The organism is Amycolatopsis sp. NPDC098790 (genome assembly GCF_044759945.1).
In the GTDB taxonomy this organism is placed as follows: domain Bacteria; phylum Actinomycetota; class Actinomycetes; order Mycobacteriales; family Pseudonocardiaceae; genus Amycolatopsis.
The window spans coordinates 2,693,866-2,717,744 of record NZ_JBIWAI010000001.1; the positions used below are offsets into that span (position 1 = coordinate 2,693,866).

Consider the following 23,879-nt stretch of genomic DNA (forward strand, 5'->3'; position numbering starts at 1 on the left):
ATCCGGGCCGTGGCTGTGAGTGGTGCTCGGGAGCTGGTGGACGCGCTCGAAGGGCTGGGGACGGAGATCGTTTTCGGCCTCCCGGGGGTGCACAACCTGCCGTTGTGGGAGGCGCTCTCCGAGACCCGCATCAAGCTCGTCGGGGTCCGCCACGAACAGACCGCCGGCTACGCCGCCGACGGCTACGCCCGCGCGACCGGCAAGCTCGGCGTCGCCCTCGTGACGACCGGTCCGGGTGCCGCGAACACGCTCGGCGCGGTCGGCGAAGCCATGGCGTCCGCGGCTCCGGTGCTGGTAATCGCCACCGACATCCCGTCGACGCTGCGGCGGCCCGGCGTCGTCCGCGGCGTGCTGCACGAGACGTCCGACCAGCAGGCGATGTTCGCGCCGGTGACCAAGGGCGGCTTCACCGTGCGAGCCGCGGACCAGATCGGCACCACGGTGCACCGCGCGGCGCGGCTCGCGCTGCAGCCGCAGAGCGGTCCGGTCTACCTCGGCGTGCCGACCGACTACCTGCGCGAGACGGTGCCGCACCGGCGTCCGCCCGCGCCGCACCGCAAGCCCGACGGCGACGTCCCCGACCTCGCGCGCGCCGAGGCGCTGCTGTCCGACGCGGAGCACCCGCTGATCTGGGCGGGCGGCGGCGCGCTGCGGTCCGGGGCGGGGGACGCCATCGGCGCGCTCGCCGAGAAGATCGCCGCGCCGGTCATCACGACCTTCGGCGCCCGCGGCCTGCTCCCGCTCGACCACCCGTGCCTCGCCCCGAACCCGGTGCACACGCCGGAAGTCGGCGAGCTGTGGGACGAGGCCGACGTCGTGCTCGCCATCGGCACCGACTTCGACGGCCTGATGACGCAGAACTGGCGGATGCCGAAGCCGCGCAAGCTGATCGCGGTCAACGTCGACGCCGACGACGCCGCGAAGAACTACCAGCCCGATCTGACGCTGGTCGGCGACGCGCGCGGGATCGTCGAGCGGCTGCTGCCGAAGGAACGGGCGGGTCTCGACGACATCACCCTGCGGCTGGCCGGCATCGGCCGCCGGGTGCGCCAGCGGATCCGCGAGGAAGAACCGCAGGCCTACGACTTCCTGTCCACTTTGGACGAAGTGCTGCCGTCGGACGCCGTGCTGGTGTCCGACATGTGCGTCGCCGGGTACTGGGTCGGCGGCTTCCACCGGGTGCGGGCGCCGCGCAAGCTCGCCTACCCGATGGGCTGGGGCACCCTGGGCTACGGCTTTCCGGCGTCGCTCGGCGCCGCGGCGGCGGGCGTCGGCCGCGCCATCTGCATCACCGGTGACGGCGGTTTCCTCTACGGCTGCGGTGATCTGGCGACGCTCGCGCAGGAACAGCTGCCGGTCACGGTCGTCCTCGTCGACGACGGCGGGTACGGCATGCTCCGCTACGACCAGGACCGCTCGGGTCTCGCGCGGCGTGGGGTCGACTGGGACAGCCCGGACTTCGTCGGCCTCGCGCGGTCCTTCGGCGTGCACGCGGACCGCGTGTCCGGCTTCGGGCGCGCGTTCCGGCGGCTGCTCGGCGAGTTCGTCGAGTCGGACGAGCCGAACGTCCTGGTCGTGAAGGCCAGGCTGAAGCCGCCGCTCAACACGTCGCCGCGGTGGTACCGCACATGAGGATCGGCGTCGACATCGGCGGCACGTTCACCGACGTCTGCGCAGTGGACGAAAGCGGGATCGTCGCGGTCGCCAAGGTCCTGACCACGCACGACGAGCCCGCCCGGGCGGTCGAAGAGGGCCTGGCCGCGCTGCTCACCGACGCCGGCGCCGTCGAGCAGGTCGTGCACGGGACGACGCTGGTGACGAACGCGCTGATCGAGCGCAAGGGTTCGCGGACCGCGCTGCTCGCGACGGCGGGCTTCCGCGACGTCCTGGAAATGCGCCGCGAGCACCGGTACGAGCTGTACGACCTGCACCTCGAACTCCCCGAGCCTCTGGTTCCGCGGCACCTGCGCTTCGACGTCCCGGAACGGATGCTCGCGGATGGATCCGTCCACACCGCGCTCGACGAGTCTTACGTCGTAAGGCTGGGGCGGGAACTGGCCGACCGCGGGATCGAAGCCGTCGCGGTCTGCTTCCTGCATTCGTTCACGAACCCCGCGCACGAACGGCGCGTGGCGGAAATCCTCGCGGAGGTCGCGCCGTCGCTCCGGGTGGCGTTGTCGTCGGAGGTCGTCCCCGAGATCCGCGAGTTCGAACGTGCGTCGACCACCGTCGCCAACGTCTACGTCCAGGACCTCACCGAGCGCTACCTGCGCGACCTCGAACACCGGCTGCGGCGGCTGGGGATCACCGGTGCGCCGCACATCATGCTGTCCAACGGCGGTCTGGCCACTGTGGACACCGCGGCGAAGCACCCGATCCGCATCCTCGAATCGGGCCCGGCGGGCGGGGCGCTGGCGGCCGCGTCGATCGGGCCGGACGACCTGCTGGCCTTCGACATGGGCGGCACGACGGCGAAGCTGTGCCTGATCGCCGGCGGCGCGCCGCTGGTCACGCACCAGTTCGAAGTGGACCGCAAGTACCGGCTGCTGCCCGGCTCCGGGCTGCCGGTGCAGGTGCCGGTCACCGACATGATCGAGATCGGCGTCGGCGGCGGGTCGATCGCCCGGATCGACGCACTGGGCCTGCTGACCGTCGGTCCCGACTCGGCCGGGTCCGAGCCCGGCCCGGTTTGCTACGGCCGCGGCGGCATCGAGCCGACGGTGACCGACGCCGACCTGGTGCTCGGCTACCTCGACCCGGACTACTTCCTCGGCGGCGGCATGCGCCTGGACGCCGAAGCGTCCCGATCAGTGCTAGAGGCGAAGATCGCCGCGCCGCTCGGGGTGAGCGTCGAAGAGGCCGCCTGGGGCATCCACACCAGCGTCAACGAGGACATGGCCAACGCCGCCAGGGTGCACGCCGTCGAGCGCGGGCACGATCCGGCGAAGCTGCCGATGTACACGTTCGGCGGCGCCGGTCCGGTGCACGGCGTCGGCGTCGCGCGCGCTCTCGGGGCGCCGTCGGTCGTCGCACCGCCGGCCGCGGGTGTGCTCAGTGCGGCCGGGTTCCTCACCGCGCCGCTGGCGTTCGACTTCGTCCGCTCGGCCCGCGCGGCCGTGCACGACCTGGAGTGGGAGCAGGTCGACGCGTTGTTCGCGGAGATGGAGGCCGAGGGGGCGGAACTGCTCGCGAAGTCCGGCGCGTCCGAGGTCACCCACCGGCGGATCGCCGAGATGCGCTACGCCGGGCAGGGCTACGAGATCCGCGTCCCGGTACACGGCGGCAGCTGGCCTCGAACACTGATAGAGGAGTTCACCCGCACCTACCGCGCGCTCTACCAGCGATCGGGACCGGAGGTCGGCGTCGAGGTGCTGAACTGGCGGGTGGTTTCGAGCGGCCCCGCGCCGGACGTCACCCTGCGGCTGAAAGCGTCGGCGCACGGCGGGGACGCGCGCAAAGGCACCCGCAAGGCGTACTTCCCGGCGGCCGGTGGATTTGTCGACACGGCGATCTTCGACCGGTACCTCCTGACACCCGGCGAGCGTGTTGCCGGACCGGCCATCGTCGAGGAGCGCGAGTCCACCGTGGTCGTCCCGCCGGGCGCGCACTGCGTCGTCCGGGACGACGCCGCGCTGGAGGTGACGGTGTGAGCCCCGCCGACGCAATCCCTCCCGCGGAGGCGGCATCGGGCACGGACCCCATCCTGGTCGGGCTGTTCGGCAACCGCCTGCATTCGATCTTGGCCGAGCAGCAGAACGCGCTGGTCAACACGGCGTTTTCCGCTGTCGTCCGCGAATCGCTCGACCTGGCCTGCGCGGTGTTCGACTCACGTGGCGAGATGATCGGCCAGTCCGTCGGCGGCACGCCCGGCCACATCAACGCGATGGCCACCGGCATGCACCACTTCGTCGCCGCGTACCCGCCGGAGACCCTCGAACCCGGCGATGTCCTGCTCACCAACGACCCGTGGCAGACGGCCGGGCAGATCAACGACATCACCGTCGCGACCCCGGTGTTCCGGCGCGGCAGGCTGGTCGCGTGGTTCGCGTCCTGCTGCCACGCGCCCGACATCGGCGGCCGGCTCGTGTCCGCCGAAGCCCACGAGGTGTTCGAAGAGGGCCTGCGGCTGCCGATCCTGAAGTTCCTGAACGCCGGTGTCGTCAACGCCGACCTGGAACGGCTGATCCGGGCCAACGTGCGGACGCCGGAGGAGACCATCGGCGACCTGTACGCGCAGGTCACCGGCAACGAGGTCGGCGCGGCGAGCCTGCTGCGGCTCCTCGAAGAGTTCGGCCTCGACGATCTCGACGACGTCGCCGCCGAGATCATGAACCGGTCCGAGAACGCGCTGCGCGACGCCCTGCGAGAACTGCCGGACGGTGTCTACACCAACGAAATCGCCACCGACGGCTTCGACGACGAAGAGATCGTCCTGCGTGTGGCGGCCACTGTGGACGGTGACGGGATCCACCTCGACTTCGCGGGTTCGTCGCCGCAGAGCCGGCGCGGGATCAACGTCGTGCTGAACTACACGCGGGCGTACGCGTCCTTCGCCGTCAAGGCCGCGATCTCTCCCGAGGTACCGCACAACGCCGGCTCGTTCCGGCCCGTGCACGTCACCGCGCCCGAGGGCTCGGTGCTGAACTGCCTGCCGCCGGCGCCGGTCGCGTCCCGGCACCTCATCGGGCACTTCCTGCCGTCGTTGCTGATCGGCGCGCTGCCCGGCGCCGCGATCGCGCCGAGCGCGGACGCGCTGTGGATGACCATCTGGCGCGGCCCCGGGTTCATGCTCAACGTCTTCCAGACCGGCGGCATGGGTGCGCGCGCCGACAAGGACGGCCTCAACACCACCGGGTTCCCGAGTGGACTGCGCTCGACGCCGACCGAGGTCGTCGAGACGATGGCGCCGCTGGTCCAGCACACGCGCGAGCTGCGCGTGGACTCAGGTGGCGCCGGGCGGTGGCGCGGCGGCCTCGGCCAGGTGACCACGATGGCGCTGCGCGACGGCGAATCGTGGAGCGTCAACGGGAACGTCGACCGCGTGCGGGCGGCGGCTTCCGGGGTGGCCGGCGGATCGCCCGGTGCGGCCGGGCGGCTCGGCCTGCTCGACGGGCCGAACCTGCCCGCTAAGAGCCGCGTCACCCTGACACCGGAGTCGCTTGTAGAGGTCACGCTGCCGGGCGGTGGTGGGTACGGGTCGCCGTTCGAGCGGCCGGTGGCGGCGGTGCTCGCCGACGTCGTGGACGGTTACGTCTCCGTGGACGCCGCACGCGACCGATACGGCGTATCGATCCGATACAGCGGATCCCCGGAGGCGCTCGTCCGGCTGCCGGAGGACTACGCCGTGGACGAAGAGCAGACAGCACGACTGAGAGCGGGGAAGTGACATGGGTCGGTTGGCCGGCAAGGTGGCGGTCGTCTTCGGCGGCGCGCGGGGCATCGGCCTCGCCACGGTCAAGGAGTTCCTCGCCGAAGGGGCGACGGTGTTCGCTTCCGACATCCGCGAACCCGCGGAGCCGATCGAGGGTTACCAGCACTCCATGGTGGACGCCACGGACGAAGACGCCGTCGCGGCGTTCGTCGACGGCGTGCTCGCCGAGGCGGGCCGCATCGACGTGCTGTTCAACAACGTCGGCATCCACCTCGGCAAGCCGCTCGCCGACACGACGCTGGCGGAGTTCGACAACATCTTCGCGCTCAACGTCCGCGCCGCGTTCCTCGGCACCCGCGCCGTGCTGCCGCACATGATCGAGCGCAAGGCCGGCAGCATCATCACGACGTCATCGAACGGTGGCGTGATGGGCCGCCCCGGCGACCCCGTCTACAACGCCACGAAGCACGCGCTGGTCGGGCTGACGAAGTCGATCGCCGTCGCGCACGCGCACCAGGGCATCCGCGCCAACACGGTGAACCCCGGCGCGATCGACACCGACATGCTGCGCAGCACCCTGAACTCCCCGGAGGAGTTCGAAACCAAGCAGCACCAGCTGGTCGCGAGCACGCCCGCGGCCCGCGTCGGCGAAGCCTGGGAAGTCGCGAAGGCGGTCGTGTTCCTGGCCAGCGACGAGTCGCGGTTCATCAACGGCGTCGTCCTGCCGATCGACGGCGCGAAGGCCGCGGGCGCGATGCCGGGCAACCGCTACAGCCTCGACTTCGACCTCGGCGTCAGGTAGCGCCGTGTCCATCGACGCCTCGGGGCTGGAGCGCGCGCGGCACCTGCTCGAGCGCAGTGGCACGGCCGAACGGGTCGCCGCGATCCTGCGCCAGTACATCACCGACGGCGTCTTCGCCCCCGGTGAACGGCTATCGGAGCCGGTGATCAGCTCGGCGCTCGGCGTCTCGCGCAACACGCTGCGCGAGTCGTTCCAGCTGCTGGCCCACGAGCGGCTGGCGGTGCACGAGCTGAACCGCGGGGTGTTCGTCCGCGAACTGACCACGGAGGACATCGAGGACCTGTACGTCGTCCGCCGGGCCACCGAATGCGGGGCCCTCCGGCGGGCGGCCGAGCTGTCCACTGTGGACCTGGCGCCGGTCGAGCAGGCCCTGCGGGACGGCCGGACGGCGGCCGGAGCCGAGGACTGGCCCGCCGTCGGCACCGCCAGCATCCACTTCCACCAAGCGCTCGCGGACCTCGCGGACAGCGAGCGCATCTCCGCGACCATGCGCCAGGTGCTCGCCGAGACGCGGCTGTTCTTCGTCCTCAACGAGAACACGCGCGAGTTCTACGAGCCGTTCCTCGACTGCCACGAACAGATCCTGCGCGACCTGCGGCGCGGCCGGTTCGCGGCGGCGGAGGCCGCGTTGGACCGCTACCTCCGGGACGCCGAGGCCCTGCTGCTGGCGCTCAGCTCCCGTACAACGTAAGGGACCCGTACAACGTAAGGCTTGCGGTAGGTGGTCGCGTGGTAGATCCCGTCCGGGCCGGCCGACCAGCTGCGCCAGGCGACGGTGCGGACGACCGTGTTCGAGGCGGGTTCGGCCGCGGCGGGCGGTGCCGGAGCGAGCACCACCGCGGCAAGGGTCCACGCGAGTCCTCGGAGCACGGCGTCAGTCAACCGCGCTTGCGCCGCCGGCCGGAAAGGATTCGAGCCGGTTCAAATCCACCGCGGCGGCTGTTACCGTCGGCCGGTGTTCACGCTGCGCGTCGACGCGGAGACGGTGGCCAGGACCCGGTTCTCGCCGTCGCTCGCGGCGGAGTCCCTGGCCTGGCTGAAGCTCGCCGCCGGCTCCGCACACCATCCCGTGTTCGGGGACCCCGGCCCGCTCGCCCGCGCCGCTCTCGCCCACCCCGACGTCGCCCTGCTCCTGGACCTGCTGCCGCGGCCCGGCGAGATCTACACGCCCGACCTGCTGACCCCGCAGCCCGGCACGGCCACCCGCCACCGCGACCTGCTCGACGAGCAGCTCGCGCGGATCGAAGCGACACCGCAGGACGACCTCGAGGAGCAGGTGCTCTCCTACACGAGCGTGCACTGGAGCAGGCCGCTGCCGGCCACCGCCCGCCGCGCCGCGGAGTCGGGGACGATGCCGCGGCGACTGGCCAACGGGCTCGCCCGGTTCTGGCGCGACGCGCTGGCCGAGGGCTGGTCCGGGCTGCAGTCCGTCCTCGACCGGGACATCACCCACCGCGCGAAGACGATCGCCGGCCACGGCGTCGGCGCGGCGCTCGGCACGCTGCACCCGAGCATCGACTGGGCGGGCGACGCGATCACCCTCGCCAAGCCGTTCGACGGCGAGGTCGACGTCGCCGGCCGGGAGCTGGTCCTCGCGCCGGGCGTGCTCAGCTGGCCGGGCACCAGCGTCCAGGTCGACGTCCCGGGGCAGGTCGTGCTCGGCTACCCCGCGTACGGCATCGGGACGGGCGGGGCGCCTCCGCCGGACCGGCTCGCGCCGGTGGTCGGGCCGGCCCGGGCGGCCCTGCTGGCGGACCTGGAAACCGCGCGCTCGACGGCCGAGCTCGCCACGCGGACGGGGTACGCGCCGGGCACCGTCTCCTACCACCTCGGCGCACTGCACCGCGCGGGTCTGGTCAGCCGGAGCCGGGACGGCCGGTTCGTGCTCTACCAGCGGACCCCGCGGGCCGTCGTCCTCCTGGACGGCGTGTGACGGTCTCTCGATCGGTGCTAGAGAAAGGGGCATGATGCCTGCCGACCACCCCGGGTTCCGCCCGCTGGACGGGATCAAGGTCGTCGACTTGTCCCGCATCCTCGCCGGGCCGTACTGCACGCAGTACCTCGGCGAAATGGGCGCGGACGTGGTGAAGGTCGAGCCGCCCGGGCACGGTGACGACACACGCGGCTGGGGACCGCCGTTCGTCGGCGAGAGCGACGAGGCCGTGTACTACCTCGCGGCGAACCGGAACAAGCGCGGGATCGTGCTCGACCTCAAGAGCGACCGCGGCCGCGACGCGCTCCGGCGGCTGGTGGCCGGCGCGGACGTGCTCGTCGAGAACTTCCGGCCGGGGACGCTGGAGAAGTGGGGCATCGGGTACGAGGTGCTGGCGGAGCTGAACCCGCGGCTGATCCACGTGTCGATCACCGGGTTCGGGCAGACGGGCCCGTACCGCGACCGCGCGGGCTACGACCTGGTGGCCCAAGCCCTCGGCGGCGTGATGTCGCTGACCGGCGAACCGGACGGCGCGCCGGCGAAGGTCGGGCTGCCGGTGGCGGACCTGAACGCGGGAACGTGGGCGATCATCGCGGTCCTGATGGCACTGCAGGCCCGCCACACGACCGGCCGCGGCCAGTACCTCGACGTGTCCCTTTTGGACAGTCAGCTGGCCTGGCACGTGTACGCCGCGGGGGCTACTTTTTACGACACCGCGCGGCCGCGCCGGATGGGTTCGGCGCACCCGAGCATCGTCCCGTACCAGGCGTACCACGTCTCGGACGGCTGGCTGATCATCGCGGTGGGCAGCGAAAAGCTGTGGCACGCGTTCTGCGGGGCGCTGGACCTGGACATCGCGGCGGACCCGCGGTTCTCGTCGAACGCCCTGCGCGCGGCCCACCGCGACGAGCTGAACGCGCTGCTGGAGCCGGTCCTGCTGACGCGCCCGGCGGCGGACTGGCTGAAGTCGTTCGAGGAGGCGGGCATCCCGGCGGCCCCGATCAACGAGATCGACGACGTGTACGCGGACCCGTGGACAACCGCGCGCGACCAGGTGGTCCGGCTGCCGCACCCGACGGTGGGGACGTACGTGGGGACGGGCTTCCCGGTGAAGGCGTCGGAGACTCCGCCGCGGCCGACGTCCGCGCCGCCGACGTTGGGTCAGCACACTGCGGAGGTGCTGGCGGAACTGGGCTACTCGGCGGAGGAGATCGCGGAGTTCCTGGACTGAATGGCAGGTCCGCCGGCTCGGACTGTGCACGATGGAGTGTTCGCGCTCGCCGCTTCGCACTGGTAGGGATGGGGGAGGACTGAGGAGGACCGATGTCAGTACAGCACGCCCTTTGGCACCCGTTCGCCGACATGGGCGCGGTCGCGAACGACCGGATGGTCATCACCCGCGGCGAAGGGTCCTACGTCTGGGACGACGCCGGCCGGCGGTACTTCGATGCCGCCGCGTCGCTCTGGTATGCGAACTTCGGCCACGGGCGGCCCGAGATCACCGAGGCCGTCGCCAAGCAGCTGCAGACGCTCGACTCGTACAACCTGTTCGGCTACAACGCCAACGAGCCGGCCATCGAGCTGGCCGACCGTGTTGCGGGGCTGGCGCCGACGCCGGGTTCGAAGGTTTTCTTCGGCTCGGGTGGCGGGGACGTCATCGACACCGCCGTGAAGCTCGCGCGCGCGTACTTCGCGCAGACCGGGCGGCCGGAGAAGGTGCACGTCATCGGCCGGGCGCAGGGGTACCACGGCACGCACGGCTTCGGCACGGCCGTCGGCGGCATCCCGGCCAACGCGGCGGGCGTCGGGCCGCAGCCGCCCGAGTTCTCGCACGTCCCGTTCGACGACGCCGCGGCTCTGGAGACCGAAATCGAGCGCGTGGGCGCCTCGCGGGTGGCGGCCTTCTTCTGCGAGCCGGTGATCGGCGCGGGTGGCGTGCTGCTGCCGCCGGACGGGTACCTCGAGGAGGTCGCCGCGATCTGTCGCCGGCACGACGTGCTGTTCGTCGCGGACTGCGTGATCGCGGCGTGGGGCCGGCTCGGGACGTGGTTCGGCATCGACCGCTGGGCGGTCGAACCGGACATGATCACGACGGCGAAGGGCATCACCGGCGGCACGATCCCGCTGGGCGCGCTCGTGGTGGCGCCGCGCGTGGCGGAGCCGTTCTTCACCGGAGCGCCGGGAGCACCGATCTTCCGCCACGGCGCGACGTACGCGGGTCACCCTGTGGCGTGCGCGGCCGGCCTGGCGACGTTGGACATCTACGAGCGCGACGGCCTGATCCCCCGCGGCCGCGAGCTGGAGAAGCCCCTGGCCGACGCGGTATCGGCGGCGGCCGGGCACCCGCTGGTGAAGGAAGTCCGGGCCGGGTTGGGCTTCCTCGCGGCCGTCGAGTTGACGGCGGAGGCCATGGACGCTGACCCGGGAGCCCCGGTGAAGCTGCAGCGCGCGTGCCGCGACGAGGGCGTCATCGTGCGCAACCTCGGCCGGGGCATCGCGGTGTCGCCGCCGCTCGTGGCGGGGGAGACCGAGCTGGATCTGCTGGCTTCCGCGCTGCCCAAGGCCCTGGACCGCCTGGCCGCTCGGAGCTGACGTGCGGAACGGCTCTTTCCTGTCCTGGAGACGGCGGGAAAGAGCCGTTCACGACGTCACGAGATGCAGAACTCGTTGCCCTCCGGATCGGCCACGGTCACCCAGCTGTGCGGCCCCTGCCGGCCGCGGTGCAGGAACTTCGCCCCGCGCGCCGTCAGCTTCTCCAGCGTCGCCTCGACGTTGTCCGCCCCGACCCACACGTCGATGTGGAGCCGGTTCTTCACCGTCTTCGGTTCCGGGACCTCCTGGAACAGGATCCGCCGCGGTGGACCCTCGGCCGGCGAGTCGGGATGGCGGATCGCCGCCCCCGTTCTCCACACCAAGGATCCGTTGTAGGTCCGGGTTTCCTCTTCCTTCGCGTACCCCTTCGCGATCATCTCGCGGATGAAGTCCTCGTCCGTCGGTTCGACGGGCCAGCCGAGCGTCTCGGCCCACCAGTCGGCGAGCACGTGCGGGTCGGCCGTATCCACCACTACCTGGAAGTCATGCGCCATACGGGCACGTTAACGACCGAGTCCGACATTTTCCGGAGCATCGGGTCCTCGGGCACGACCGTGAAGCGCCACTTGTCGACGCCGCCGCCCATGATCTCGGCGTAGCGGCGGGCCCCGTCGGCGTTGGCGAACCGCACCTGCTGGCCGTTCGTCAGGTGGGTGATCTTGACCGCCATGACAACCTCCCGAAAGTTGTGGGCCGGCCCAGGAGCTTCCCCCTCCGAGGCCGGCGAGCACAGTAGAACACATGTTCGACCGACCGCGCCACCGGATCCCCCGCGCAGGTGAGAAGCGTTCAGAGTGGCCGGATCATCGCCACGCGCGGCCAGGCGTCGAGGCCGCGGGCCGCCTCCGCGCGGCGGATCGCCCGCAGCCCGTCGCCGATCTCGGCGTCGGCCAGCACCCGGAACCGCAGCCGCTCGTAGTACGGCGCGTTCCACGGCACAGCTTCGTACGTTGTAAGGGTCAACGCCGGCAGTCCGCGTGCGGCGGCCCACTCGGCGAGCGTCTCTATCAGTGATCGACCCAGCCCGCGCCGCGCGTGCGACGGGCGCACCGAGACCTGCTCGACGTGCGCGCACCCGTCGACGACCTCCGCGACGAGGTACGCCACCGGCCGGTCGCGGTCGTCCACGGCCACCCACGCGCGGCCGTCGCGCTGGTACACCGCCAGCGCCGCCACCGAACCCGGGTCGTCGTCGGCGATGGCGGCCATGTCGACGGTGCGGAACAGGCTGCCCGCCTCGCGTTCGACGTCGATCAACGCGGGCAGGTCGTCGGGGCGCGCGAGCCGGATCACGACGACAGTCGTACGCGCCCCGCCGGGATTTTCACAGCGAATAAGACGAAATCGTGCGCTCGATGCGGGTCGCGTAGCTCTGCAGGGCGGTGATCGCGGTGTGCCGCGCCTCGTCGGTGATCCGCGCGGCCGGGCCGGCCATGGTCAGCACCGTCGGCCGCCGTCCGTACGCCGTCACGGGCACCGAACACGCCCAGACGCCGTCGTCGATTTCCCCGGAGCTGACCGAATACCGGTTCTCCAGCGCGTGTTTGAGCTCGTCGCGCACGAACGTGCCGCGCTGCTCGACGACCGGCGCCAGCCGCCGGTCACGCTCGATCTCGGGCAGCAGGGCGAGCAGCATCTTGCCCGAAGCGCCGAGGCCGAGCGGCAGCGAATGCCCGGGCTCGAACGTGAAGCGCATGGCGCGGTCGCACTCGACGCGGTCCGCGCACACGGCGGCGTCGCCGAACTGCTGGAACAGCATCACCGTCTCGCCGAGCTCCCGCGCGGCTTCCTCCATCGACGGCTTCGCCAGCCGCACGAGGTCGTTCGCCAGCTGCGCGGCCCGCGCGAGCGGCATCACCTGGCTGGTGAGGTGGTAGTGCCCGGCCCGGCCCTCCTCGAGCAGCTGCAGCTCCTTGAGGAGCGCGACGTAGCGGTAGGTCGTCGCGACCGGGGTGCCGATCGTCGCGGCGAGCTCGGCCACGCTGGCTTCCCAGCGCCGTTCGGAAAAGGCGAGGAGCAGCTGGAGGACCTTGCGGGAACTGCTGGCGCCGGGAGTCCGGCGCGGGGCGGTGGTGGTGGCGGAACCGTCGACGGCACTGACGGCAGGCGTCATCATGACCTCTCGGTGAGACAAAAACGACCTTCGCTATCACGCGCGGTGAATAAATTAGCACGTTGTGTTAATCGAAGGCCAGCATTGTGCCGACGGAGCGCCAATCGGGAAAAAGCGGGGCCGGAGCGTGAGGAACTCGCCCGGTTTCGTCACCACCGGTGACTCGACGTCAGGTCCTCGTTGTTGCCCGGCCGGTAGCGCGGTCGGTTTGTGGTTCCCCTTGACCTGACGGACATTGAATATCCACCGAAACGTACCGACCTGCTGTTTGTTGTAGTACAACCAGCCGCGGGCAGTGCCATTGCCGTGGAAGGCGGATTTCACGTCGGGAGCCGCGCGGGTGGAGCGTCAGCCGCGGTCCCGCTGATCGGTCAGGAACGGCGTCAGCAACCCGGGAACGGCCCGGTCGGCGAGTGCGAGCCCGTCGGACTCGCCCACGTCGAGCACGCGGTAGTGGCCCTTGCCGGCGGCGACCGGCGCGATGATCGTGACCAGTCCGGCGCGCCGCTGGAAGTACGAGCGTTCGACGACGACGCCGGTCATCCCGTCGCAGCGGACCGCCGCGGTGCCGCGGTCCAGCGACCCCGAGCGCGTCACGAGGTAGCGGCCGGTGAACGCGTGGCCGAGGCCGCGGTAGCGGTCCCAGCCGACGAGCGCGGCGAACGGCAGCAGCACCAGCGCCGCCTGCCACGGCCAGTCCGGCAGGGCGCCGAGCCACGCCAGGCCGTAGAGCGCCGCGGCGAGCAGCAGCACGCCGACGACGGCCCGGGTGAGCCGCCGGTACAGCGCCCGGCGCGGGTGGCGCACCAGCGGCGTCGCGGCGGGGTCTTCACCGAGTACGTCCGCGACGACTTCGTGCGCCTTCGCGAGCGGCGCGGGCGGGAGCAGCAGGCCGCCGCTCTTGTCCGCGCCCTTGCCCTCTCGCAGGCCGCCGGCGATGGCGACGCACCGCGCGCCGCCGGCCAGCCGCAACGGCAGCGGCTCGCGGATCTCCGCGCCGCGCAGGCGGTCCTCCTCGATCGACACCGAGCGCGTCGTGATCAGCCCACGCCGGATGTGCAGCGTGCCGGCGGGCTCGCGGGTGAGCCGGAAGTTCCAGAACGAGAGGATGTACCCGCCGATCGACAGCAGCGAGACGAGCAGCAGCAGCCCGACGGCGGCGAGCACCAGGCTCACCCACGTCGGGGTGTCGGCGAAGTGCCCGACGACCGTCCGGACCAGCGAGAACTGGATCGGGTCGAAGTGCAGCTCGTGCGCGAAGTGGTAGACGGTGCCGACGGCGGCGCCGACCACGGCCAGCCCGGACAACGTGAACGGCGCGTACCGCAGCCACTTCTTGTCGACGGCGACGACCAGCTGTTCCGGCGGCGCGGCGGCCTCTTCGGCGGTGGTGGCCACGGCCTTACGGTGTAAGAGCAGGGTCCGCAGCCGCTGCGCCTCGGCGATCGTGACGGCGTCGAGGACGAGCTCGTCCTTGCCCGGTCCCTTGCCGTGCGAGTGGCGCCCGGTGCCGATCCGCGCGGCGGCCAGCGAGAACAACCGGTGCTTCGGCTCGGACGTGACGTCGACCGTGCGGATCCGGTCGCGCGGGATGGCGCGCTGCTTGCGCAGCAGCAGCCCGGTGTGCCATTCGACCTGCGTCTCGGTGATCCGGTAGCGCGAGGTCAGCACGTGCGAGACACCGGTGCACACGGCGATCACGGTGAAGACGAGGCCGATCCACTGCCAAGGTTCGCCGTGGCCGAACAGCAGCGCACCCAGCAGCACCGGCAGCGAGCGCACCAGGTCCAGCACCGGCCGGATGAGCAGCATGCGCCGGTCGAGGCGGTGCCACGGCGCTTCCGGCGTCCCCTCGGCGGGCGGCGTCACGACGGCTTCGGCGCTGCTGCTCACGTCGCATCTCCGCGGACTGCTTGAGTCGTCTTGGTCAGCTCGTCGGCCAGTTCGAGCGCGCGGTCGTGCGCCAGGCCCGAGATGCGCAGCGGGCCCGCCGCGGACGCCGTCGTCACGGTGATCTTCGCCAGCCGGAAGAGCTGCTCGCCGGGGTCGCGCTCGATGTCGACGGTCTGGATCCGGGAGATCGGCGCGATCCGCCACTCCTGCTTCAGCCAGCCGGACTGCGTGTAGACGGCCTCGGCGGTGACCTCCCAGCGGTGCACGCGGTAGCGCCACTGCGGCATCACGATGAGGTGCAGCGGACCGACGACGCAGGCGACCACGAGCGCCACCGTGAGGAACGCCGGCGGATCGTCGCTGGTCACCACGATGGCCGTCAGGATCCCGATGACGACGATCCAGGAGATCGACGCCATCGCGGTCCAGTAGCCGATGGCCCGGCGGCTGACCCGGTGCGCCGGCGGCCGCAGCCGCAGGGCCGCCGTGTTCGTGGTGTGTTCGCTCACGCCTCAAGCGTGCCCGATCGGCGCCTTGCGCGCCCACGACAAGTGTCATGATGCCGATCCGGTCCGGGTTCGATCGCGTCCCGTTACGATCGGCCACACCGTCGGAGGAATGGATTCGCCGTCGGGGTGTGTTGTGCTTGAAGGATTGATGTGTAGGCGAGCAGGAGGCTCCGGTGGGACTCGATCCCGACGACCTGTACGAGGTGGACTCGGACGTCCCCGACCTGACCGGGGCGGTGCTGCTGCACCACTTCGAAGGGTTCATGGACGCCGGTTCGGCGGGGCGCCTCCTAGCCGAGCACCTGCTCGGCGGTGAGCACCGGGTGGTCGCGCGCTTCGACGTCGACCGGCTCATCGACTACCGCTCGCGCCGGCCGACGATGACCTACGCCGTGGACCACTGGGAGGACTACGACGCGCCGGAACTGGTCGTCCACCTGCTGCACGACGGGGACGGGACGCCGTTCCTGATGCTGTCGGGCCCGGAGCCCGACCACGACTGGGAGCGGTTCTGCCTCGCGGTGCGCAACCTGGTCGAACGCTGGGGCGTCCGGCTCACCGCCGGCTTCCACGGCATCCCGATGGGCGCGCCGCACACCCGCCCGCTCGGCGTCACCGCGCACGCCACCCGCAAGGACCTGGTCGGCGACCACCAGCCGCTGCCGAACCGGCTGCAGGTGCCGGGCAGCCTGGCCGCGCTGCTGGAGTTCCGGCTCGGCGATTGGGGGCACGACGCCATCGGGTTCGCCGCGCACGTGCCGCACTACCTCGCGCAGTCGACGTACCCGGCCGCGTCGCTGATCGTGCTCGACGCGCTGAGCCGCTCGACCGGCCTGAGCCTGGCCGAGGGCGAGCTGCGCGCGGCGGCCGAACTCGCCGACGCCGAGATCAACCGCCAGGTCGCGGAGTCCGACGAGATCGCCGACGTCGTCCGCGCGCTGGAGCGGCAGTACGACACGTTCATCGAGGCTTCGGAGCGCGGTTCGCTCCTGGCGGAGTCGGTCGAGCACATGCCGACCGCGGAGGAGCTGGGCTCGCAGTTCGAGCGGTTCCTCGCCGAGCAGAACGGCGGCGACGGTCCCGATCGCTGATAGGGAGAGGGCGCGCTACGACCGGATCGGCGTCGGCTACGCACTAGGGAGGCGGACCGACCCGCGCTGGCTCACGCCGGTGCTCGATGCGCTGGGTGACGCCGCTTCGGTGCTCGACGTCGGGTCCGGGACGGGCTCCTACGAGCCGCCCGGCCGGCGGGTCGTCGCGGTCGAGCCGTCGGCGGAGATGATCCGGCAGCGTCCGCCCGGCGTCGCGCCGGTCGTGCGCGCGGTCGCGGAGGCACTGCCGTTCTCCCGATCGGTGTTCGAGGCCGGGCTGGCGGTGCTGACCGTGCACCACTGGGGTGACTGGCGCCGCGGGCTCGACGAGCTGCGCCGCGTCTCGCGCCGTCAGGTCGTCCTGGCCTACGACACCGCACTGCACAACGACTTCTGGCTCGTGCGGGAGTACGTGCCGGAGGTCGCCGCGCTGGAGCTGTCGCGTCCGTCGGCCCCCGAGATCGCGGAGTACCTCGGCGCGGCTTCGGTGCGCGAGCTGCCGGTGCCCTGGGACTTCACGGACGGCGTGTTCCCGGCGCACTGGCGGCGGCCGGAGGCGTACCTCGACCCGGCGGTGCGGCGCGCGTGTTCGGCGCTCGCGCAGACTGCGCCGGGGGCCGTCGAGCGGGGAATCGCCCGGCTGCGAACGGACATCGAGTCCGGGCGCTGGCACGAAGAGCACGCGGACCTGGTGAACCTGACGGAGTGGGACGCGGGGTTCCGGTTGATCGTGCGCTGAGCCGGATGGCCGCCGAGCTCCGCGAAGAGATCACGCCGCAAGGTGGAATGGCGCTGGAGTTCGGCGTCGCGTCCGGCAACACACTGCGGACGATCGCCTCCGCGCGCGGTGAAGATCACGAAGCCGCAGGCGGCCCGTCGGGGATTTCGCGCAGCTCCAGCGTGCCGACCTCGGCCCACGGGTGCCGGGACGCCACCTCGACGGCCGTCGCGCGGTCCGCGCACTCGAGGACGTTGTAGCCGCCGATCTGCTCCTTCGTCTCGGCGAACGGGCCGTCGGTCAGCAGCACTTCGCCGTCGCGCACCCGGATCGTCTTCGCTTCGGCGGGCGGGCGCAGGCCCGTGCCGGCCTGCCGGACGCCCCGGCGTTCGGCCTCGGCGGCCCATTCGTGGCAGCGCCGAGCCATCTCCGGGCCGGCCGACGCGGCCGCGGACTCGTCACCGCAGAGCAGGAGCAGGTAGCGCACGGCGCCAGCATGCCACGCGGGCTCAGCCGTGGCAGCCCTCCTCGTTGAGCGGCCCGATCGACGGCAGGATCAGCCCGCACAGGTAGCCGTCGATGAACCGGCCGCTGCCGGAGATGTTGGTGCCGAGCCGGACCAGCGGCGCGAACCCGCGGATGCCGGCGGCGAGCGCGTCCTGGTTGCGCTGCAGCATCGACGTCAGCTGGTCGAGCTGGGTGAGTAACGGGTCCAGTTGGGTGTCGTTGTCCTCGATGAGCCCGGACAGCTCGGTGGCGAGCCGCCGCGAACCGTCGAGCAGGGAACTGATCGCCTGTTCGCGGTCGCTGACCTCGGCCAGCAGCTGGTTGCCGTCGTTGAGGAGCTGCTGCACGGCGGCGTCGCGGTCGACGAGCGTTTGCGAGACCGTTCGCGTGTTGCCCAGCAGCGTGGCGAGCTGGTGGTCGCGCGTGGCGAGCGTGTCCGACAGCCGGGACAGCCCGGTGAGCGCGGCGCGGACGCTCTGCGGGGTGTTCGCCAGCGTCGCGGACAGCGTATCGAAGCTCTTCGCCAGCTGGACGGTGTCGATGCGGTCCACAGTGGACGAAAGCTCGCCGAACGCCGTTAGTACGTCGTAAGGCACAGTCGTGCGCGAGCGCGGGATCGGCGTGGCGGGGTCGAGCGTCCCCTCGCCCTGCGGGTCCAGCGCGAGGTACTTCTGGCCGAGGACGGTCTTCAGCCGGATCGCCGCGCCCGTCGCGTCGCCGAGCCACGCGCCCTTCACCCGGAACGAGACCAGTACGCGGTCGCCGCGCAGTTCGACGTCCGAGACGCGGCCGACCTCGACGCCGGCGATGCGGACGTCGTTGCCTTGGAACAGCCCGGCGGCTTCGCTGAACTCCGCGGCGTAGGCGGTGCCGTCCCCTATCACTGGTAGGGAACGCGCGTTGAGTGCCGTCAGCACGCCCAGGGCCAGCACGGTCAAGCCGGCGAGCGCCGTCCTGACCGGGACGTCGGCGGCCCGGCGTATTGACATGGCGTAAATAGTGACGCACGCCACCCCGGGCCGCCAGCGGAGTCCCCCGAAGAGACGAAGATCGCCGGGTCACGCGGAAGTCAGCGCGGGGTACTCACGATATTCCAGTGCGTTGGCCGCGCGGTCGGTCATCCAGGTGAACACCTTGCCGAACAGCCGCGTGCTCAGCATCCGGTAGGCGCGGTTGCGGCTGCGGATCTTCGCGGCGGTGCGCGGCGCGAGGAAGTTGCCGGAGCCCTTGCCGTTCTTCTGCCCGACCGTCGCCGGCTTGCGGAGGCGCTCCTCGTACTTCGCGAACGCCGTCACGTGGTCGCCGCCGGCCGCCGCGAGCTCGCCCGCCAGCACCTGCGCGCCCATCATGGCGAGCCCGGTGCCTGACCCGCCGGGGCCGGCGCACCAGGCGGCGTCGCCGAGCAGCACGACCCGGCCCCTCGACCAGTGATCGAGGTGGATCTGGCTGATCGAGTCGACGTACAGGTCGTCGGTGTCCGGGAGTGCTTGCAGCAGCTTCGGCGTCTCCCAACCGGTGTTCGAGAAGAGCTGCGTGACGAGGGCGCGCTGCTCGTCGGGGGTGCGGCGGCGGAACTCGACCCCGTCGGCCGCGAAGACCAGGGCGACGTGCAGCTTGTCCGGCAGCCGGTGGCTGCCCACGGTCAGGCCGCGGCCCGGCTCGTTGTACATCACGCTGGTGTGGTCGAGGCCGAGGTGGTTGGGCGCGGTGAAGCCGGCGATGCCGAACCCGAGGTCGCGCCGGAAGTCCGCTTCGGGCCCGAACGCGGCGGCCCGCACCCCGGAGTGCACACCGTCGGCGCCGACGACGAGGTCGAACCTGCGCGGCGCGCCCCGGCGGAAGGTGACGTCGACGCCGTCCGCGGTCTCGGTGAGGCCGGTGACGCGGTCGCCGAAGACGTATTCGGTGTAGTCCTTCGTGTGGTCGTAGAGGACGCGCGCGAGGTCGCCGCGCAGGATCTCGACCTCCCCGCTCCAGGCGGCGCCGGGCACGGTGAGCAGGGGACGGGCGTCGGGGCCGAGCAGCGTCTGGTCGCCCATCGCGGTCTCGAACCGCCGGACGTCGTCGAGGACGCCCATGGCGCGCAGCAGCTTCACCTGCTCGCCGCGGAAGTCGACGGCCTGGCCGCCGGGCCGCAGCGCAGGCGCGGTCTCGACGACGGTCACGCGGTAGCCGTAGCGGTGCAGCCAGTAGGCCGCGGACGGGCCGGCGATGCTGGCCCCGGACACGAGCACGGTCTTCATCGGGTTTCCTCTCGGTCGTGGTGACCCGAGACTGCGCGGGCGCGCTGACGGTCCGCGCACGATCCGCTGACCGTTCGGCCGGTGGTGTCCGGTTCGAGTGGCTAGCATGACGCGCGTGGACCGCTCCGCCGAAGACCGGATCCCGCAGGACGGTGAAGACGCCGCCGTCGAGACGCGCATCCTGAACGCCGCCGCGCACGTCGTCGCCGACGAGGGTTTCGGCAGGCTGAAGCTCGGGGCCGTCTGCGCCCGGTCCGGCTACGCGCGGTCCGTCATCTTCCAGCACTTCGGCGACAAGGACGGCCTCGGCAAGCGGCTGGTCGAGTACGCCGTCGAGGAGTTCACGAACGCCTACAGCGAGGCCGTCGCGGCGCGGACGGGCGCGGCCACCGCCACGCCGATGGACCTGCTGCGCGCGCTGCTGGACATCATCTTCGAGCTGATCCGCACGATGCCGACGCTCAACCAGGCGTTCCTGGCGCTTTGGGGCGACGGCGCGGCGGAGTACTCGGCGTTGCGCGGCGCGCTGACCGAGGCCGACCGCCGGTTCCGGTTCGCGATCGCGCAGACGCTGGCCAGCGGCGTCGCGGACGGTTCGATCACCGGCGTCCGCGACGCCGACGCGTACGCCTCGGCCCTGCTGGCCCAGCTGCGCGGCATCTCGATGCAGGCGCTGATCGACCCGGACGGCGTCGACCTGCGCGGCGTCCGCACCGAGCTGGAGCGCGGCATCGACCGCCTTTCGGCGGGCTTCCGCGGCAGTCTTTAGAGAGCGAAGACGATCCCCCGCAGCACGATGACGCCGATGAAGACGAGCGTGAACGCGAGGTCCAGCGAAATCCCGCCGATCCGGACGGGCCGCACGACCCGCCGGACGGGCCCGATGACCGGCTCGGTGGCCGCGTAGGCGAGACTCCGCGCGCGCCGCGTCCACGGCGGGCTGTCGGCGACCATCCCGACCCAGTCGAGCACCATCCGCGCGACCAGCACGAGCAGGTAGACGGTCAGCACGAAGCCGAGCAGCGTCCCGAGTGCACCCATGGTTCCTCCTCCGTCCCCTTGAGAACGCGCGGGCGGGGCGGGGAGTGCCAGATCTGTCCGATTCACAGCGTTTCAACAGGATCGTCCGCCCAGCGGCGGATGGCGAACCGGCTTCCGTCGCGGCGGACTTCGGCGGCGCCGGGACCGGCGAAGTGGGCGGGAACGACGAGTTCGCGGTTGTCCGCGGCCCGCGCGAGGACACTGCGCCGGGTCACCGCGGCTTGCTCCTCGTCTTCGCAGAAACAGCTGCTGTGCCGCGGCTCGAGGATCTGCACCGGACTGTGCAGCAGGTCGCCGACGAACACCGCCCGGTCGCCGCCGGAGTCCAGGCGGACGACGGATGAGCCGGGCGTGTGGCCCGGCGCCGGTTCGAGCGTCAGGTTGCGGTCGATGCGGTGACTTCCCTCCCACAGCACGGCTTTGCCGAGCACGGGGGCGATGCTGTCGGCGTAGACGAGCAGGCTGCCTTCGCGGCGGAGCTGGTCGTGTTCGGTGCGCGGGGTGGGCCGCCGATGGGCGTTGCGCGGGTCGAAGTACGTCTGGTCGGCGCGAGGGATCAGGTACATCGCGTTGGGGAACGTGGGCACCCAATCGCCGTTGCGCGGCACCGTGTTCCAGCCGACGTGGTCGTAGTGGATGTGGGTGTTGACGACGACGTCGACGTCTTCCGGCCGGACGCCGGCGTCGGCGAGCCGGTCGAGGAACGGCGTCGACAGGTGGTCGAAGAGCGGGATCTGCGGGCGCTGCCGGTCGTTGCCGACGCCGGTGTCGACGAGGACGATCCGGCCTTCGCTGCGCAGCACCCACGTCTGGACCGCGCCGCGGTAGCCGCCGGTCTCCGCGTTCCAGTGGTCGGGGGCGAGCCAGCCGGCGTTGTCCCGCCAGAGCTCGGCCGGGCTGGGCACGATCGTCCGGGCGGGCGCGATCTCGCCCTGCCACTCGACCACCTTCACGACTTCGACATCACCGATGTGCATACCTCCACGGTGACGCGCTCAAGTGAGCTTTCCAATGTTTCGAAAGATCATTCTGATACGCGATCGGCTCACGGTATGGTCGTTCGGTGGACCTGTTGAGCGACGCGATCGCGGCGGTGCGCATCGGCCGTCCGACGTCGAACCGGCTGCGCGCCGGCGACGAGTGGTGCTACCGCTTCGCGCCGTACGAGGGCGCGGGCTTCCACGTGCTGCTGCGCGGAAGCGGCTGGCTGATCGGCCCCGGCGGCTCGCCGGTACCGCTGAGCGCGGGCGACGCGGTCCTGGTGCCGCACGGCGGCGAGCACACCCTGTCGTCCCGCCCGGACGGGACCGGCGCGCTGCCCTTCGAAGCGGCGGTCGCCGATCCGGCCGGACGCACGGAGTTCTTGTGCGGCAAGTACCGCCTGTCCCGGGCCCGCCGCCACCCGGTGCTGGCGACGCTGCCGGAGGTGCTCCACATCCCGGCCCGGATCGGCAGCCACCCGGAGCTCCGGGCGGCGATCGACCTGCTGGGCGGCGAACTGGCCGCGAACCGCCCGGGCTCGGCGACGGTGCTGGCGGGGTTGCTCGACCTGCTGCTGGTCTACCTGCTGCGGGCGTGGCTGGCGGAGAACCCGGGGCCGGGCTGGCCGGAGGCGTTGCGCGACCCCGCGATCGCGGCGGCGCTCGAGGCGCTGCACGCGAACCCGGAGGCGCAGTGGCGGAGCGAAGACCTGGCGAGCCGGGTGGGCTTGTCCCGGGCCACGCTGAATCGCCGTTTCACGACACTGACGGGCTACCCACCGATGGCGTACTTGACGTGGTGGCGCTTGACGACCGCGGCGCGCTTGTTGCGGGACACGGAGCTGCCGCTGCCGTCGATCGCCGCGAAGGTCGGGTACGGCTCGCCGTTCGCGTTCTCGCACGCGTTCAAGCGCGAGTTCGGCGTCGCGCCGGGCGGCTACCGGCTGGAACCGCGCCGCGAGCACCCCGGCTCGCGGCGCGGCCCGGCTCCGGATCAGCCGGCGAAGCTCCACAGGATGTAGCTCGCGTGGAGGTCCATCCGGTGCTCCCGGTACGCCGCGGCGATCGCGAGCAGCAGCGTGCGCAGCTCGGTTTCCGACTTCGCCGCGAACTCGCCGATGTTCGGGTCGAACAGCCGGACCTCACCGCCGGAGTGCCGGTAGACGCCGAGCGAATGACCGCCCGAAGCGCCCTTCAGCGACAGGATGAACGCCCGAGAGCGGACGTCGAACGCCGCGTGGACGATCTTCTCGGGCTCGTCGTTCGGCTTCTCCGTCGCGAAGCCCCACTGCGCCGACGCCGTCGTGTCCCGGATGACGAACCCGAGGCCGGCCGCCGAGAGCGCTTCCTCGGTGGCCGTGTCGACCACGAACCGCGACTCCGCGACGCGCCGGTACTCGGCCTGCAGGTCGACCGCCTTGGACAGTCTCGTCGCGGCCGCCAGCAGTGGCTCGGTCACCTTTCCGCGGTCGGTCCAATAGTCCTCACCGCGTTCTTTCGCCACCAGCCACTGCACCACCAGGGCCCGGCACACGCCGTTGCCGATCCGCACGCGTTCGCGGGCGGCCTCGACCGACTGGTCGAATTCCTGCACGCCGGAGCCGCGCACCTTCGAGCTGATCTTTGCGTAATCCATGATCTTCACCTTTCTTTCGTGGAACGGGGTTTCACGGGGACGGCCGTCCCCGGGCCGCGGACCCGGTCGCGGGCCGCGACCACGACCGCGTACCGGCGGCCGCGGCGCAGGGGGCAGAACGGCAGCACCGCCGTCGTGCCGCGGACGGTGCTCGTGCGGAGCGTGACCCCGCCGCGCACCAGCCGGACGACGTAGGCCGTCGCGTCCGGCACGGGAGCCCAGCGCGCCACGAGCCGGCCGGCGCGCCGCCGGACGGTGACGCACGCGGGCGTGGGCACCGGTGCCGCCGACACCCGCACGGCACCGCGGTCGACGGTGATCCGCACGGCCCGGGCACCGCCCGGCGCGGCGACCCAGAACGCGGCTTCGAGCGCCCGCATCGGGACCGCGCCGAACTCGCCGTTCAGGTCGTGGAACAGCGTCCGCACCCGGTCGGCGGCGGTGTCCACC

The 23,879-nt window shown here is 71.8% G+C and carries 25 protein-coding genes; 12 read left to right on the top strand and 13 right to left on the bottom strand.

What is annotated here, in order from left to right; translation table 11 throughout:
• Window positions 1–9 precede the first annotated feature (9 nt).
• From ACIQWX_RS13385 to ACIQWX_RS13420, 8 genes are all read left to right on the top strand, one after another.
• Window positions 10–1,632, top strand: coding sequence for a thiamine pyrophosphate-binding protein (locus ACIQWX_RS13385; protein WP_400869030.1), 1,623 nt, complete (start codon window positions 10–12; stop codon window positions 1,630–1,632).
• On the top strand, window positions 1,629–3,650 hold the full coding sequence (locus ACIQWX_RS13390) for a hydantoinase/oxoprolinase family protein (RefSeq protein ID WP_400869032.1): 2,022 nt from the start codon (window positions 1,629–1,631) through the stop codon (window positions 3,648–3,650). Before ACIQWX_RS13385 ends, ACIQWX_RS13390 begins: the two co-directional genes overlap by 4 nt.
• Window positions 3,647–5,386 (top strand): hydantoinase B/oxoprolinase family protein, encoded by a 1,740-nt coding sequence (locus tag ACIQWX_RS13395; protein ID WP_400869034.1) that lies wholly within the window; start codon window positions 3,647–3,649, stop codon window positions 5,384–5,386. The genes ACIQWX_RS13390 and ACIQWX_RS13395 overlap by 4 nt, the downstream gene beginning before the upstream one ends.
• A gap of 1 nt (window position 5,387) precedes the next feature.
• Window positions 5,388–6,173 (top strand): SDR family NAD(P)-dependent oxidoreductase, encoded by a 786-nt coding sequence (locus ACIQWX_RS13400; protein WP_400869036.1) that lies wholly within the window; start codon window positions 5,388–5,390, stop codon window positions 6,171–6,173.
• A 4-nt stretch (window positions 6,174–6,177) separates the two neighbouring features.
• Window positions 6,178–6,864 carry a GntR family transcriptional regulator gene (locus ACIQWX_RS13405; RefSeq protein ID WP_400869038.1) on the top strand — a complete coding sequence of 229 codons (687 nt, stop codon included), beginning with the start codon at window positions 6,178–6,180 and terminating at the stop codon, window positions 6,862–6,864.
• Window positions 6,865–7,128: 264 nt separating this feature from the next.
• Window positions 7,129–8,106: a helix-turn-helix domain-containing protein gene (locus ACIQWX_RS13410; RefSeq protein ID WP_400869040.1), complete on the top strand. Its 978-nt coding sequence runs from the start codon at window positions 7,129–7,131 to the stop codon at window positions 8,104–8,106.
• Window positions 8,107–8,137: 31 nt separating this feature from the next.
• Window positions 8,138–9,337 (top strand): CaiB/BaiF CoA transferase family protein, encoded by a 1,200-nt coding sequence (locus tag ACIQWX_RS13415; RefSeq protein ID WP_400869042.1) that lies wholly within the window; start codon window positions 8,138–8,140, stop codon window positions 9,335–9,337.
• A 92-nt stretch (window positions 9,338–9,429) separates the two neighbouring features.
• Complete coding sequence (locus tag ACIQWX_RS13420) at window positions 9,430–10,698, top strand: aspartate aminotransferase family protein (protein ID WP_400869044.1); 1,269 nt, start codon at window positions 9,430–9,432, stop codon at window positions 10,696–10,698.
• Between the two features lie 56 nt (window positions 10,699–10,754).
• Here ACIQWX_RS13420 and ACIQWX_RS13425 read toward each other — a convergent pair whose 3' ends face one another.
• From ACIQWX_RS13425 to ACIQWX_RS13450, 6 genes are all read right to left on the bottom strand, one after another.
• A complete protein-coding gene (locus ACIQWX_RS13425) occupies window positions 10,755–11,192 on the bottom strand; it encodes a VOC family protein (protein WP_400869046.1) in 438 nt (145 codons plus the stop codon).
• Complete coding sequence (locus ACIQWX_RS13430; protein ID WP_004561810.1) at window positions 11,171–11,368, bottom strand: hypothetical protein; 198 nt, start codon at window positions 11,366–11,368, stop codon at window positions 11,171–11,173. Before ACIQWX_RS13430 ends, ACIQWX_RS13425 begins: the two co-directional genes overlap by 22 nt.
• 119 nt (window positions 11,369–11,487) lie before the next feature.
• Entirely contained in the window at window positions 11,488–11,991 is a 504-nt protein-coding gene (locus ACIQWX_RS13435) for a GNAT family N-acetyltransferase (RefSeq protein WP_400869049.1), read from the bottom strand.
• A gap of 31 nt (window positions 11,992–12,022) precedes the next feature.
• Complete coding sequence (locus ACIQWX_RS13440; protein ID WP_400869590.1) at window positions 12,023–12,811, bottom strand: IclR family transcriptional regulator; 789 nt, start codon at window positions 12,809–12,811, stop codon at window positions 12,023–12,025.
• A gap of 348 nt (window positions 12,812–13,159) precedes the next feature.
• Window positions 13,160–14,623, bottom strand: a complete 1,464-nt coding sequence (locus ACIQWX_RS13445; RefSeq protein ID WP_400869593.1) for a PH domain-containing protein — start codon at window positions 14,621–14,623, stop codon at window positions 13,160–13,162.
• 77 nt (window positions 14,624–14,700) lie between these two features.
• Entirely contained in the window at window positions 14,701–15,213 is a 513-nt protein-coding gene (locus ACIQWX_RS13450; RefSeq protein WP_400869051.1) for a PH domain-containing protein, read from the bottom strand.
• A gap of 173 nt (window positions 15,214–15,386) precedes the next feature.
• On the opposite strand from ACIQWX_RS13450, the gene ACIQWX_RS13455 reads away from it, so the two are divergent.
• Entirely contained in the window at window positions 15,387–16,304 is a 918-nt protein-coding gene (locus ACIQWX_RS13455; RefSeq protein WP_400869053.1) for a proteasome assembly chaperone family protein, read from the top strand.
• 25 nt (window positions 16,305–16,329) lie between these two features.
• On the top strand, window positions 16,330–17,043 hold the full coding sequence (locus tag ACIQWX_RS13460; RefSeq protein ID WP_400869596.1) for a class I SAM-dependent methyltransferase: 714 nt from the start codon (window positions 16,330–16,332) through the stop codon (window positions 17,041–17,043).
• Between the two features lie 115 nt (window positions 17,044–17,158).
• Here the strand turns inward: ACIQWX_RS13460 and ACIQWX_RS13465 are convergent, their stop codons facing one another.
• The 3 genes from ACIQWX_RS13465 to ACIQWX_RS13475 form a co-directional block, all read right to left on the bottom strand.
• The gene (locus tag ACIQWX_RS13465; protein WP_400869054.1) at window positions 17,159–17,509 is read right to left on the bottom strand and encodes a YciI family protein; all 351 of its coding nucleotides are present in this window, start codon (window positions 17,507–17,509) and stop codon (window positions 17,159–17,161) included.
• 22 nt (window positions 17,510–17,531) lie between these two features.
• A complete protein-coding gene (locus ACIQWX_RS13470; RefSeq protein ID WP_400869056.1) occupies window positions 17,532–18,518 on the bottom strand; it encodes an MCE family protein in 987 nt (328 codons plus the stop codon).
• 69 nt (window positions 18,519–18,587) lie between these two features.
• The gene (locus ACIQWX_RS13475) at window positions 18,588–19,772 is read right to left on the bottom strand and encodes an FAD-dependent monooxygenase (protein ID WP_400869058.1); all 1,185 of its coding nucleotides are present in this window, start codon (window positions 19,770–19,772) and stop codon (window positions 18,588–18,590) included.
• A gap of 106 nt (window positions 19,773–19,878) precedes the next feature.
• On the opposite strand from ACIQWX_RS13475, the gene ACIQWX_RS13480 reads away from it, so the two are divergent.
• Window positions 19,879–20,541, top strand: coding sequence for a TetR/AcrR family transcriptional regulator (locus tag ACIQWX_RS13480; RefSeq protein ID WP_400869060.1), 663 nt, complete (start codon window positions 19,879–19,881; stop codon window positions 20,539–20,541).
• On the opposite strand, the gene ACIQWX_RS13485 is transcribed toward ACIQWX_RS13480, so the two are convergent.
• Both ACIQWX_RS13485 and ACIQWX_RS13490 read right to left on the bottom strand, forming a co-directional pair.
• Complete coding sequence (locus ACIQWX_RS13485; protein WP_400869062.1) at window positions 20,538–20,813, bottom strand: YggT family protein; 276 nt, start codon at window positions 20,811–20,813, stop codon at window positions 20,538–20,540. The two genes, ACIQWX_RS13480 and ACIQWX_RS13485, sit on opposite strands and share 4 nt — an antisense overlap.
• A gap of 62 nt (window positions 20,814–20,875) precedes the next feature.
• Window positions 20,876–21,790 carry an MBL fold metallo-hydrolase gene (locus tag ACIQWX_RS13490; RefSeq protein WP_400869064.1) on the bottom strand — a complete coding sequence of 305 codons (915 nt, stop codon included), beginning with the start codon at window positions 21,788–21,790 and terminating at the stop codon, window positions 20,876–20,878.
• 86 nt (window positions 21,791–21,876) lie between these two features.
• Between ACIQWX_RS13490 and ACIQWX_RS13495 the strand changes: the two genes are divergently transcribed.
• Window positions 21,877–22,815, top strand: a complete 939-nt coding sequence (locus ACIQWX_RS13495) for an AraC family transcriptional regulator (RefSeq protein ID WP_400869066.1) — start codon at window positions 21,877–21,879, stop codon at window positions 22,813–22,815.
• On the opposite strand, the gene ACIQWX_RS13500 is transcribed toward ACIQWX_RS13495, so the two are convergent.
• Window positions 22,788–23,429, bottom strand: a complete 642-nt coding sequence (locus ACIQWX_RS13500) for a YopT-type cysteine protease domain-containing protein (RefSeq protein WP_400869068.1) — start codon at window positions 23,427–23,429, stop codon at window positions 22,788–22,790. The genes ACIQWX_RS13495 and ACIQWX_RS13500 overlap by 28 nt on opposite strands.
• Window positions 23,430–23,434: 5 nt before the next feature.
• A complete protein-coding gene (locus tag ACIQWX_RS13505) occupies window positions 23,435–23,878 on the bottom strand; it encodes a hypothetical protein (protein WP_400869070.1) in 444 nt (147 codons plus the stop codon).
• Window position 23,879: the final 1 nt, after the last annotated feature.